Annotated in this window: 7 protein-coding genes; 4 read left to right on the top strand and 3 right to left on the bottom strand. The window is 43.3% G+C overall.

Going from position 1 to position 14,298, the window contains the following annotated elements; all coding sequences use genetic code 11:
* The first annotated feature begins 4 nt into the window (after window positions 1-4).
* The 4 genes from Bovatus_RS02935 to Bovatus_RS02920 all read left to right on the top strand — a co-directional run bounded on the left by Bovatus_RS02935 (window position 5) and on the right by Bovatus_RS02920 (window position 7,587).
* Window positions 5-1,207 carry a glycoside hydrolase family 88/105 protein gene (locus Bovatus_RS02935; RefSeq protein WP_004300491.1) on the top strand — a complete coding sequence of 401 codons (1,203 nt, stop codon included), beginning with the start codon at window positions 5-7 and terminating at the stop codon, window positions 1,205-1,207.
* 20 nt (window positions 1,208-1,227) lie between these two features.
* The gene (locus tag Bovatus_RS02930) at window positions 1,228-2,694 is read left to right on the top strand and encodes a glycoside hydrolase family 140 protein (protein WP_004300490.1); all 1,467 of its coding nucleotides are present in this window, start codon (window positions 1,228-1,230) and stop codon (window positions 2,692-2,694) included.
* 31 nt (window positions 2,695-2,725) lie between these two features.
* Complete coding sequence (locus Bovatus_RS02925) at window positions 2,726-6,586, top strand: family 78 glycoside hydrolase catalytic domain (protein ID WP_004300489.1); 3,861 nt, start codon at window positions 2,726-2,728, stop codon at window positions 6,584-6,586.
* A gap of 113 nt (window positions 6,587-6,699) precedes the next feature.
* Window positions 6,700-7,587, top strand: coding sequence for an SDR family NAD(P)-dependent oxidoreductase (locus Bovatus_RS02920; RefSeq protein WP_004300487.1), 888 nt, complete (start codon window positions 6,700-6,702; stop codon window positions 7,585-7,587).
* Window positions 7,588-7,819: 232 nt separating this feature from the next.
* Here Bovatus_RS02920 and Bovatus_RS02915 read toward each other — a convergent pair whose 3' ends face one another.
* From Bovatus_RS02915 to Bovatus_RS02905, 3 genes are all read right to left on the bottom strand, one after another.
* Window positions 7,820-9,784, bottom strand: coding sequence for a 6-O-methylesterase (locus Bovatus_RS02915; RefSeq protein ID WP_004300486.1), 1,965 nt, complete (start codon window positions 9,782-9,784; stop codon window positions 7,820-7,822).
* A 96-nt stretch (window positions 9,785-9,880) separates the two neighbouring features.
* Entirely contained in the window at window positions 9,881-11,233 is a 1,353-nt protein-coding gene (locus tag Bovatus_RS02910; protein ID WP_004306223.1) for a glycoside hydrolase family 28 protein, read from the bottom strand.
* 200 nt (window positions 11,234-11,433) lie between these two features.
* Window positions 11,434-14,268, bottom strand: coding sequence for a glycoside hydrolase family 78 protein (locus Bovatus_RS02905; RefSeq protein WP_004300484.1), 2,835 nt, complete (start codon window positions 14,266-14,268; stop codon window positions 11,434-11,436).
* Window positions 14,269-14,298: the final 30 nt, after the last annotated feature.

The following is a 14,298-nucleotide window of genomic DNA, read 5'->3' as shown; positions in this document are numbered from 1 at the left end:
CGATATGAACAAAAACTTATTGAAACTGATTGTCGCCTGTGGAACTGCTTGTTTCCTGGCTTGCGCAGCACCTCAAAAAACAGAAACGGAAAAATGGAGTGAACGCATGGCACGCTCCGAAATGAAACGTTTCCCCGAACCCTGGATGATTGAAAAAGCTAAAAAACCACGCTGGGGATATACCCACGGATTAGTAGTAAAATCCATGTTGGAAGAATGGAAACATACCGGGGACAGCGTATATTATGAGTATGCCAAGATATATGCAGATAGTCTGATCGATGCTGACGGACATATCAAAACCATGAAATATCTTTCATTCAATATTGATAATGTCAACGGTGGAAAGATTCTTTTCGATCTTTACGCACAGACCGGAGACGAACGTTACAAAATAGCCATGGATACTTTGCGCAAGCAAATGGCAGAGCAACCCCGTACCAGTGAGGGAGGATTCTGGCATAAATTGAGATATCCTCATCAAATGTGGCTGGACGGAATTTTTATGGCTTCTCCTTATCTGGTTCAATATGGTGCTACTTTTAATGAGCCCGCTTTATTTGACGAAGCAACAAAACAGATTCTTTTGATAAATAGCAAGACTTATGATCCTGCAACAGGGCTTTTTTATCACGGATGGGATGAAAGTCGCGAACAGAAATGGTCAAATCCTGAAACAGGTTGTTCTCCTAATTTTTGGAGTCGCAGTATCGGATGGTATGGAGCTGCTATTGTAGATGTACTGGACTTCCTGCCACAGGAAACAGCCGGACGCGACAGCATTATACAAATTCTGCAGGGATTGACAAAAGCGATTGTGAAATACCAAGATCCTTCATCCGGAACCTGGTATCAGGTAACCGATCAGGGAGCACGTGAAGGTAATTATTTGGAATCATCTGCCACTGCCCTGTTTATCTATACGCTTGCCAAAGCTATCAATAAAGGATATATTGGCAACGAATATATCGAACCGACACAAAAAGCCTTTGACGGAATGGTAAAGACATTTACCCGTTTGGAAGAGGATGGCAGCTATACAATTACCAATTGCTGTGCTGTTGCAGGATTGGGCGGAGATTCAAAAAGATATCGTGACGGCTCATTTGAATATTATATCAGTGAACCGATTATAGAAAATGATCCGAAATCGGTAGGTTCATTCATCTTGGCTGCTATTGAGTATGAGAAAATGACTAAAAAATAAACTAAAAACGATAAAATACAATGAGAAAATTCAAGATTATTCCCCTTTTGTTGCTGCTATTGACAATGGCAACTTCGGCTGCAGCACAGAAGAAAACACAAAAGACGTATATCCCCTGGGACAACGGCAAACTCGTAGTTTCCGAAGAGGGACGTTACCTGAAACACGAAAACGGTGCTCCTTTCTTTTGGTTAGGAGAAACCGGTTGGCTATTGCCCGAACGCTTGAACCGGGATGAAGCCGAATATTACCTGGAACAATGCAAACGTCGCGGATACAACGTGATTCAGGTTCAAACGTTGAACAATGTTCCGTCTATGAATATCTACGGACAATATTCGATGATTGACGGATACAACTTCAAAAACATCAATCAAAAAGGCGTATACGGTTATTGGGATCACATGGATTACATCATCCGTACAGCAGCAAAGAAGGGACAATATATCGGCATGGTCTGCATTTGGGGAAGCCCGGTGAACCGGGGCGAGATGACTGTAGAACAGGCAAAAGCATACGGCAAGTTTTTGGCAGAGCGTTATAAGGACGAACCGAATATTATCTGGTTTATTGGTGGAGATATCCGTGGCGACGTGAAAACTGCTGAATGGGAAGCTTTGGCAACCTCTATCAAAGCTATCGACAAAAACCACCTGATGACATTCCATCCACGTGGAAGAACAACTTCCGCGACTTGGTTCAATAACGCTCCCTGGTTGGATTTCAACATGTTTCAAAGCGGACATCGTCGCTATGGACAACGTTTCGGAGATGGTGACTACCCTATCGAAGAAAATACAGAAGAGGATAACTGGCGTTTTGTAGAACGCAGCCTGGCCATGAAACCCATGAAACCTGTGATTGACGGTGAACCGATCTATGAAGAAATACCTCATGGTCTGCACGATGAAAACGAACTGTTGTGGAAGGATTATGACGTACGTCGTTATGCTTATTGGTCTGTATTTGCAGGTTCTTTCGGACATACTTACGGTCATAATTCCATCATGCAATTTATCAAACCGGGTGTAGGTGGTGCTTATGGTGCAAAGAAGCCTTGGTATGATGCTTTGAATGATCCGGGCTACAATCAGATGAAGTATCTGAAAAACCTGATGTTGACTTTCCCGTTCTTTGAACGCATACCCGATCAGTCTATCATCACAGGACAGAATGGAGAACGTTATGACCGCGCTATCGCTACACGTGGAAATGATTATCTGATGGTATACAACTATACCGGACGTCCGATGGAAGTTGATTTCAGCAAGATTAGCGGCGCGAAAAAGAATGCTTGGTGGTACACCACGAAAGATGGTAAACTGGAATACATCGGAGAATTTGATAACGGAGTGCACAAATTCCAGCACGACAGTGGTTATTGCAGTGGAAACGACCATATCCTGATTGTAGTGGACAGTAGTAAGAACTATATAGGGAAAGACTGGACAGAGTTACCGGACGCACAACAAAAATGGAATAAATAATCTTATATAAACGAATGATGAAAACATACTTATGAATAAAAGAATAGTATCATTTTTCTTTCTTCTGCTCTTTGCAGGTTCACTATACGCAGCCATAGGTATAATTGACCTGCGAACGGAGCAGTTGAAAAATCCGGCAGGTATCGATGTGCGCCAACCCCGATTGAGCTGGCGCATCGAATCGGATGAACAGAATGTGATACAAACTGCGTATCACATTCTTGTCGCATCTTCCCCGGAGCTATTGGAACAAGGAAAAGGAGATATTTGGGATTCAGGAAAGATTGAATCTGACGCTTCTCAATGGATCACTTATCAGGGAAAAACATTAAAATGTAATGCCCCCTACTATTGGAAAGTGAAAATAGACACCAACAAAGGTGCAACAAATTGGAGTGCTCTGGCTTTCTGGACCACCGGACTATTTAATGAAGCAGATTGGCAAGGGCAATGGATCGGCTTGGACAGGGCCGCTCTCGGAGACAGCGAAACACAATGGAGCCGTTTGGCAGCCCGTTATCTCCGTAAAGAGTTTGCAGTAAAGAAAAGTGTGAAACGTGCCACAGTACATATCGCCGGAATGGGATTGTACGAGTTGTTTATCAACGGACAACGCATCGGCAATCAAGTACTGGCACCTGCTCCTACCGACTACCGGAAAACAATTCTGTACAACACATACGATGTTACTTCACTGCTTCAAACAGAAAATGCTATTGGAGTAACTCTTGGAAATGGTCGCTTCTATACGATGCGTCAGAACTATAAACCGTATAAGATACCGACTTTCGGTTATCCTAAACTCCGGTTGAATCTGATTGTGGAATATGCAGACGGCAGCAAAGAAACGATTGCTACAAACACTTCATGGAAATTGACTACTGAAGGTCCTATCCGTAGCAATAATGAATATGATGGCGAAGAATACGATGCCCGTAAAGAGTTAGGAGCCTGGAGTCAAACCGGATATGATGACAAAAACTGGATGCCGGCCCAACGTGTCAGTATTCCTTCAGGAACATTGCGTGCACAAATGATGCCGGGCATGAAAGTCACAGAAACCTTAAAGCCTGTTTCTATTAAAAAGCTCGGTAACAAATATATCCTGGATATCGGTCAGAATATGGCGGGCTGGGTACGTTTCCGGATAAAAGGACAGGCTGGCGATAGCATCCGTCTCCGTTTTGCAGAAAGTCTGCAAGACAATGGCGAACTTTATACAAGAAACTTCAGGGATGCCCGTTCTACAGATGTATATGTTGTCAGCGGACGCGAAACAAAAGATGCTACCTGGGCACCTCGTTTTATTTATCATGGGTTCCGTTATGTAGAAGTCAGCGGTTATCTGAATGCGAAGGCAGAAGATTTCGTTGCCGAAGTAGTAGAAGATGAAATGGAGCATATCGGTACTTTCAACTGTTCTGACGAAACTCTGAATAAGATTATCCGCAATGCATTTTGGGGAATCCGGAGCAACTATAAAGGGATGCCGGTTGACTGTCCGCAACGGAATGAACGCCAACCATGGTTGGGTGACCGTACTATGGGCTGTTGGGGAGAAAGCATGCTTTTCGATAATTACGCCATGTATACCAAATGGACGCGTGACATCCGCGAAGCACAACGGGAAGACGGCTGTATTCCTGATGTAGCCCCGGCATACTGGAACTACTACTCGGACAATGTGACCTGGCCTGCCGCTTTACCAATGGCCTGCGACATGCTTTTCACAAACTTTGGAGATAAACGTCCGATCGAAGAGAATTATCCGGCTATCAAGAAGTGGGTATCTCATATCCGGGAATACTATATGACAGAAGATTTTATCATCACCAAAGATAAATATGGTGACTGGTGCGTTCCGCCCGAATCACTGGAGTTAATTCATAGTAAGGACCCTTCCCGCAAGACTGACGGAGCTTTGATCGCAACGGCTTATTATCTGAAGGTATTACAACTGATGCACCGCTTTGCAAGCTTGCAAGGGCTGAAAGCTGACGCAGAAGAATGGGAAGATTTGGAACATCGCATGAAAGACGCATTCAATGCCCGTTTTCTTCACGTAAAGGAAGGTACCTCTCCCGTACCGGGACATACCTTATATCCGGATAGTATTTTCTATGGTAACAACACAGTTACTGCCAATATCTTGCCACTTGCTTTTGGTCTAGTGCCAAAGAACTACATCAATGAAGTAGCTAAAAATGCCGTAACTTCCATTATTACAACCAACAAGGGACATATAAGTACCGGAGTGATCGGCGTACAATGGTTATTGCGTGAATTGAGCCGTCGCGGCCATGCCAATGTAGCTTATCTACTGGCTACCAATAAAACATATCCTTCCTGGGGATATATGGTTGAAAAAGGTGCTACCACTATTTGGGAGTTATGGAACGGTGATACGGCAAATCCTGAAATGAATAGCGGTAATCATGTGATGCTTTTAGGTGATTTATTGCCTTGGTGCTTCAATAACCTGGCAGGTATCCGTGCGGACCGCTGGAAGTCCGGTTACAAGCATATCGTCTTCCAGCCGGCTTTTGAAATTCAGGAGTTGAGTAACGTGGATGCATCGTACATGAGTATCTACGGAAAAATAACCAGCCGATGGACAAAGACTCCCACACATTTGGAATGGGATATCGAACTTCCCGCCAATACGACGGGGGAAGTACATCTTCCGGATGGACGGAAAGAAAAAATCGGATCAGGAAAATATCATTTCAGTGTAGACATTCCCACCCGGAATACGGCTATTCTGACTGATGAATTCCTGTACGAAAACGCTTCTTTCCCCGAATGTCACGGAGCTACGATAGTAGAGCTGAAAAATGGTGATCTCGTAGCCTCTTTCTTCGGAGGAACCAAAGAGCGCAATCCGGATTGTTGCATCTGGGTATGTCGTAAACCTAAAGGCTCTAAAGAATGGACCACCCCCAAACTTGCTGCCGATGGTGTGTTTTCACTCAAAGACCCACAAGCAGTATTAGCCGGAATCGATTCAACCTGTACCCCGGTGAAAGATGCAAAAGGAACACTTATTGCCCGCAGAAAAGCTTGCTGGAACCCGGTTCTTTTCCAGATTCCCGGAGGTGACCTGATTCTGTTTTATAAAATAGGTTTGAAAGTGAGCGACTGGACAGGATGGCTTGTCCGTTCACGCGACGGAGGAAAAACCTGGAGCAAACGCGAAGCGCTTCCGAAAGGTTTTCTTGGACCTATTAAGAATAAACCGGAATATATCAATGGGCGTATCATCTGCCCTTCCAGTACGGAAGGAAGTAACGGATGGCGTGTCCATTTCGAGATTTCCGATGATAAAGGCAAGACCTGGAAGATGGTCGGACCACTGGATGCCGAGTTATCTGTCCCCACCCAAAATCGTAAAAAGGGAGGTGTGAATGTGGATGACCAAGAAGGCGGAGAAGCGATCAAAGGAGAAGGAGCCAAACCTGTTTATGCAATACAACCCAGTATTCTGAAGCATAAGGACGGAAGATTACAGATACTCTGTCGTACACGTAACGCACAGGTAGCAACTGCGTGGAGCAGTGATAATGGTGACACATGGAGTAAAGTAACGCTGCTGAATGTCCCGAATAATAATTCCGGTACGGATGCCGTGACAATGAAAGACGGTAGACATATCCTTATCTACAATAATTTCTCTACATTGCCCGGAACTCCGAAAGGTCCGCGTACTCCGCTCTGTGTGGCCGTTTCAGAAGATGGTATCAATTGGCAACCTGTTCTTACATTAGAAGATAGTCCAATCAGCCAATACTCTTACCCTAGCATTATTCAGGGGAAAGACGGGAAGTTGCATGCCATTTACACATGGCGCCGTCAACGAATTAAATATGCAGAGATAGATCCGACGAAGTTTTAAATATTGAACGATCATCCGAATGAAATCGACCGCTCCTTTGCCCGCAAAAGAGCGGTCGATTCTTGTATTTATCCATTTTATACTTTACATTTGCCAATAAATAAAAAATAACGATGGCAGATAATTATATAGAGAGACAACAGGAACAATACGAAGCCCGAAAAGCTGCTTGGAAACAAGCACAAAAATATGGTAAGAAGAAACTAACAGCAGTACGTCCGGCTGAATCGAAGTCTCACACTTCAACGGTTTCAAAACCGGAAGACTCAAAAAGAAGAGTATTTATAACAGGCGGAGCGGAAGGAATAGGCAAAGCAATAGTAGAAGCTTTTTGCCTAGCTGGAAATCAAGTTGCCTTTTGTGATATAAACGAAACATCGGGACAGGAGACTGCGAAGGCAACCGGGGCTACATTCCATAAGGTCGACGTAAGTGATAAAAACGCACTTGAAAGTTGTATGCAAACCATTCTTGCCGAATGGAACGATATTGATATTATTGTCAACAACGTCGGTATCAGCAAATTTTCTTCTATCACAGAGACAAGTGTAGAAGATTTCGACAAAATTCTTTCTATTAACCTGCGTCCTGTATTCATCACTTCCCGGCTGCTTGCCATCCATCGTAAAAAGCAGCCCTCTCCCAACCCATACGGCCGAATTGTAAATATCTGCTCTACACGTTATCTGATGAGTGAACCGGGAAGTGAAGGTTATGCAGCATCGAAAGGTGGTATCTATTCTTTGACTCATGCATTGGCTTTGTCTTTATCCGAATGGAATATCACAGTAAATTCCATTGCTCCGGGATGGATACAGACTCATGATTATGCTCAACTCCAACCGGAAGACCATTCACAGCATCCTTCACGCCGGGTAGGTAAACCGGAAGATATTGCCCGCATGTGTCTGTTTCTCTGCGAGGAAAACAATGATTTCATCAATGGAGAAAACATCACTATTGACGGGGGAATGACGAAAAAGATGATTTATATTGAATAGTTTGAAGTAAAGTCATCACCAAGAGAATCTTTCAACACGTTTCGAGTAACTTCCACTCCTGTCTTCACAATCAAAGCTTCGTGAAAGTGATAGCAGTGTTTTTTGAGAGCTAAAGCATAGTTTTAGATATGATAAAGCTATGCTTTGTCAGTTGCAAAGCATAGCTCTATTATATTCTTCTATTATCCCGGAGATTTTCCGGTTATGTAGGAGGTTAAGGGTTTACCCTCATTTATTTCTTTCCTTGAGCCTTCTTTTCTGCGTTTCGCTTATTCACGTAATCTTTGAACATCTGCCGCCAGTTGCGACCATGCTCATTGAAATACTGTTCGCATTTGGTTTTATAAATTTCGAAGATAGCAGAAATCTGCTTCATATTCTTGTAGTCAATAGCCTGTTCACGAGCCAATTTCAACTGTTCCAGAACGAAAGCCGTTTCCTCTTCCGTCATATTGGGTACAATGGCCTGATAACCTTTCAAGGTAAAAGCAACTTTACCTACCGTGTATTTATCCAGGATTTGTTCAATCTGTTCTTCCGTCAATACTCTGCGCAGATCTTTCATTAGCCTTTCATGCACTTCTTTCGGCATAGCAGAATCTGCAATCATTTCACGGTCGAGCTTGGAAAGCGGTTTGCCTGTCAGAGGATTGATACCCTCGGGGATTGTTGTATAAGGGTGCTCATTGTGCCAGTCACGCACTTTACGAAGATGATTATAAATGGCAGTTACTGCAAAACCTGCTTTTTTATCATCGTTCAACTCTAAAGAAGCTACCCAGTCAATGGCTTTCTTTTCGAGAGAAGCATCTGATTTTAAATTAGCAAAAGCCTTCTTGTCAAAATAAGCAGCTACCTTGTCAAAAGAACGGATGGCGCCTTCAGGAAGCAAAGCTCCTTTTTCACCAAAACTATACATAGCGGATTCCGGTTCAATGGTGACCTTGCTTTCATCCAACATCTTTTTATCCAATTTGAATACTTCTGCGAAGAAGTCATAAACAGCATTCCGCTTATTCGGGCCAAAGTCATGTTTCTCTTTGGGAAGATGTACATTCGTTACTTTATCTTTTGCCTGGTAGAATCCGTAGATTCGTTGCAGATAAGGAAATTCAAGAGTAGGAACACTGGCCGTCCAGTCGCCGCCATCCGATACGATCAGTTGTGGACGAGGAGCAAAAGTAGCGGCTAATTCCGCATTACAGGTTCCTCCTGCAGATAGTTGAATAGGCATTCCGCTTTCGCAGGGACAGCCACCGTCGAAGTGAGAAGCTAGGCTCACTACCGGAGCTGAAGCGGTGAAACGATCATCTAATACGCTCAACAATACAGTATGGGTACCTCCACCCGAACCGCCATTCGTACCGATACGGCTGGTATCAATGTCCTTACGGGAAGCAAGCATGTAGTCAAGAATCAGTAAGCCGTTCATTGCCTGAATAGTGTGCGCCGCACTACTACGGTGTGCCGCACTGCCCACTTGCAAAGCCGACTCTCCCCATCCGAACAAATCATAGTCTACACAAACAGCTCCCATGCGTGCTAAAGTTCCCATACGTTGTTGTTGGTCTTCCCGATAACGTCCGCCACCAAAATGTCCGTTAGGGCAGATTATCAACGCATGTTTTCCTTTCGATTGGGGCGTATAGATAGAACCGCAAATGTATAATCCGGGAAGTGTTTCAAGTGCGAAATTCTGCACGGTATAGCCATCAAACTTACGTATCTTTGAAAGAATAGGTTTGGTTTTGACACATTGAGCCAACAAAGTATCAATACCTAAACGCTGACGTACCTCTTTTTTCAGAGAATCGGCACGAAGTTGAAAGGACTGTTGGTCTGTATAGAGTGTATTCAGATAAGCCAGCATCTTCTCTCCGTCTGCATCTGTACGACGTGGATACTCGTATGCTTTCAGCTTATACATATTTCCTTTCTGCTTAACAAATTTATAATCGAAAGGTGCCAATACATTCGTCAAGGATTCTTCCACGGAATAAGGACGAATACGGAAATCGGCATAAGACAGCACTTTTCCCACCGTATCAATGTCATATTTCAAACGGACTCCGAAACGGTTCTGTATATCCGTCAGTACTTCATTCAAGGGACGGGCAAATTCCGTCTCGTATGTTTGCGTCTGGGCTTCGGCCGAAAGAGATGCGGCAAGAAGCATAGTAAAAAGGATTCGTTTCATTTATTTTTAATTTATGTAAGTTGTTTTTTCACCACAGATTACACAGATTTTCACAGATTTATTATTCTTATAATTTAGTCGAATTAAAAATCTGTGTTAATCTGTAGTATTTGTGGTGCTTTTAATTACTTCACCATTGACGATTACGTCATCCATCGTGATACGTTCACAATTTTCGAAGATACATTTCTGTTTCCCTTCTTGAATGTGAATATCACGCAAAACGATGTCAGATATCGGCGCTTCTTCCAAGCCCACTATTTTGATCGGAGTCTTTACGTTTGTCACAGTCATTCCGCTGATATGTACGTTACGGAATATCGGAGTGCGTTCACTCTTAGGTTCGACAGGCATTTTACTGTATTTCAAATTCAATACGACAGCTTCCTGTTTAATGTTGCTCATTACGACGTTGCTGACACGAATATCTTCAACGACTCCTCCCCTTCCACGGGTCGACTTAATACGGATTCCACGATCTGTTCCGTCAAACACGCAATTAGAAATAGTAACTTTACGCACACTCCCACTCATCTCGCTGCCGATAACAACGCCTCCGTGACCGGAAAGCATGGTGCAGTTGGTGATAGTGATATTCTCGCAAGGTACTCCCAAACGACGGGCCTGCGCATCTCTTCCCGACTTGATTGTGATGCAATCGTCTCCTACTGATATATGGCAGTCGCTGATATGTACGTTGCGGCAGGATTCCGGATTCACTCCGTCCGTATTTGGTGAGGGCGCATTATCTATGGTGATCCCCTTTATAGTTACATTGTCGCAAAACTCCGGATTGACCGTCCAGAAGGGAGAATTTATGATTTTCACTCCTTCAATCTTTACTTTCTTACAACGAACGGGCTGAATGAACGGAGGACGGAAAAAGCGACGTTGCAATGTATTTACATAATCCTTGTTCGTTTCAGCATAAATTGCTGTCGTATCATTTGCTGCATCCCACATGGACTGATATTTATTCACATCACGCATGCCATTGTCTTTCAAATCAATCATGACACGAAAGAACTCCATCCACCATTTCTTTCCTTGTCCGTCCAAAGTTCCTTCTCCTTTGATCGTAATATTCTCGGCATCTACCGCATAAATCAAAGGCTGGAAACTTTTCATCATCACTCCTTCATGACGAACCTCGACAAAAGGAAGATAGTCATCAAAGTTATCGGAAAAGAGCAAGGTAGCTCCGGCTTCCAACTCCAGTGTAATATTACTTTTCAGATGGATACTCCCCGTCAGGTAAGTTCCGGCAGGAAAGAAAAGAGTACCTCCGCCGCCACGGTTCAGACGGTCAATCGTTGAATTGATTAGCTTTGTATTAAGAGTCTTGCCATTTGCTTTTGCACCGGCCTTCAGCATATCTACACGCTCGGCACGAAGAACTGTGGTTGCACAGAAGCAAAGAAAGACAAAAAGAGTTGTTCGTAAATTCATAATCGATATTATTAAAGTATATTTCATCGTTTCCTTCTAAAAAATCATGCTAATAGAATCTTTTTTTCTTCCCAATGTTTGAAGACAATCATTGAGATGTTTTTTTCAAACATGCTACATGATTAAAATAAAGATGCTGCATGATTTTTTATACGAATACATTGTTTTTTAATTCTACAAATATATACAAAAAGGTTCTTTTATTTTGCACAAACCAATTGATATGTTCCGCTCTGTATTTCTTTCGGTTCTTTTCCGCCCGGGAGATAAACAACAGCGGTAGTATTCACCGGAACAGACACGTTTAAAGTGAAAGTCCCATTCTCACAAGTCCAGTCCACATTAATGGTACCGTATAAAGTTTCATACGACGCTTTGACATATTTCAAATCTCCCACAGGTTGGGGAGCGATGATGAACTTCTGATAACCTTGTTTTGGAGTGGTAGAAGGACGAATACCGACCAGTGAATTAAAGAACCATTCATCAATCTGTCCCATCATAAAGTGATTCCAGGAAGAACCTTGACGGGGGTCCCATTGCTCGGTCAAAGTTGTAGCGCCGAATTTTAACTGGAAACCATATCCGGGAGCTTCTTCATGATTGAACATTTTATAAATAAGTTCATGTTCCCCATTACGCGCCAATGTCTGAATCAGATAACGGTTTCCCACATCACCGGTAGTCAAACGGTTGCCATGTGCTTCCACATCTTTTATCAGATTCGCGAATACTTTCTCATTCAAATCTGCATCCGGTCGGTAGTTACCTTGTTCATCTGCATCCTGCGTCATTTGGAGGAACAGCGGAAGCGCATTACTACATTGGCTTCCTGTACCATATTGTGCCGTATCTTTATGAAGAAAACATTTATTAAATGCAACCATTATATCCTGTGCCAACGAAGTGTAATAATGAATGTCAAAGTCATTACCTACCATTTTCGCAGCTTGTACCAAATACATGACTGTCATGTAATAATGCGCAGTAGCCACCAAAGGAACGGGCGTATTCCGTGAGAATCCCGCACGAAAATCTCCGTAATCATACCAGTCTCCCAATCCGAAAGAAAGAATACCTTTATCTGCACGAGTCTTGAGATAATCCACGTAACGACGCATATTCGGATAATATTTCTTAATCAATGAATCGTCTCCATAAGTCTCATAGTACATAAAAGGGAAAATAACCAAAGAACCACCCCACTCCGGAGATTCGGCAAAAGCATCCATACCCGGACCTTCAAAAATCACGTATTCCGGAGCAGTTGTCGGCATGGCCCCGTTGGAATGTTGTGCATCTGCCATATTCTGCATAATCTGCGGAGCGTATGCTGTCAAATCATAGTTATACAACAAACCCGGACCATTCAGATGTACCTGTTCCAGCCACCCAAGTTTCTCACGATGCGGACAATCCGTAAACACAGACTGCATATTGCTGCGAACCGCTTTCTCGATCAATCGATGGGCAGCATTAAATATCCGGTTGGATGATTCGAAAGTGGAAACTTTCCTGGCTGAATTATAGACGAAACAGGATTGAATATTCTTTAATACAGGCAATTTCTGCGGATTCTTCTGTCCTTTTAAGACAGCCCCCTCTACCTGAATATATCTAAAACCATAATAAGAGAAACGAGGGTGCCAGGTTTCATCGCCTTCCCCTTTCAGAGTGTATTCGTAATAGTGTTGACGCCCTGTCTGACGCTGATTGCAAGCACCTTCCTCTGTCAATGCTTCGGCTACAATCAAAGTTACTTTCTGACCACGTTTGCCACGTACTGTTATTTCCGGAAAGCCAGCCAAATTCTGTCCCATATCCAACACAAAAGCAGAAAGATCGACTGTTCTCTTAGTTGATACAGAAGCTGATGCAACTTGGTCCGCATTTAGTTTGGTTACCTTTTGAATATCATACCGTTCCATGATTTTCACCGGAGCCGCCATCTGTGGACGAAGTATTCCTTTAGGAGCTTCCTGTATGACTACCGGACGCCAATGACTGTCATCAAAGCCAATCTGATTCCATCCTTTCTGTTCACGACGCGCATCATAATCTTCTCCTCCATATATGCAATTGAAGGTTACCGGACTAAAATCATATTTCCAATTATTATCGGAATGAACCGTCGTACATGTTCCATCTTCGTAGTTAATAACCAGCTCAAATAAAAGTGTGGGAGGACCAAAGCTGATCTGTAATTTGCGATAACGCCCCCCCTGCACATTATAGAATCCATTCCCCAATAAGATTCCTACGACATTTTCACCACGCCGCAATTGTTCCGTCACATCGTATGTGTTATAGTAAACAGTTTTATCATAATCACTCCACAATGGGGCAAACTCACTGTTACCCACCTTTTTGCCATTCAAAGAAAACTCATAGAATCCCAGACCACAAACGTATGCCGTTGCCTCCACTATTTTCTTGCCCGGTTTACGGTTTGCACCCCCTTCTTTCGCATCTCCTACCTGGAATGTTCTTCTCAAACAAATACTTTTCTTTGCCAAAGTGTCCACTGCTTCCCAAGCAGCTTTCACTTCCGGTTTCTTCAGCTCTCCACCGTGGAACTTACGCCCTTCCGGTAAATGAGCATTTTGTCGGGTAATAGCTCCAATCCACTGCCCCGAAGATAATCTTTCGGGTACTGCCCGGAATTTCGCTTCACTGCTCCACTCGGAAGGTGTATCTGTTTCATCCCAAACACGAACGCGCCAACTATAATTAAATGAGTTATCAGGACGTATATCTGCCCCCTTTGTAGAAACTAACTGGCTCTGCGAAGAATAAACCTTCCCACTATTCCAAACGGAACGCCCTGTAAAAGCTTCCCGAATATCAATCTCATAGGCAGATTGTCGTGTCCCATTTTCCGGCGATTCCATCACCCAGCCCAAACGGGGTGAACCTTCGACCACTACCAGTCCCTCCTGCATCTCACAGGTAAGACGACTGATGGTTATATTCTTCGCCTGTACAAAACAAGACAAACAAATTAGCAATGAAAGAAGAATCTTTTTGAATTTCATTTTTCAAGTATCTTTTATTTGTTCGATAAA

The sequence above is a fragment of the Bacteroides ovatus genome, from assembly GCF_001314995.1.
GTDB classification, from domain to species: Bacteria; Bacteroidota; Bacteroidia; order Bacteroidales; family Bacteroidaceae; genus Bacteroides; species Bacteroides ovatus.
This window is presented reverse-complemented; position numbering and strand designations above follow the sequence as displayed.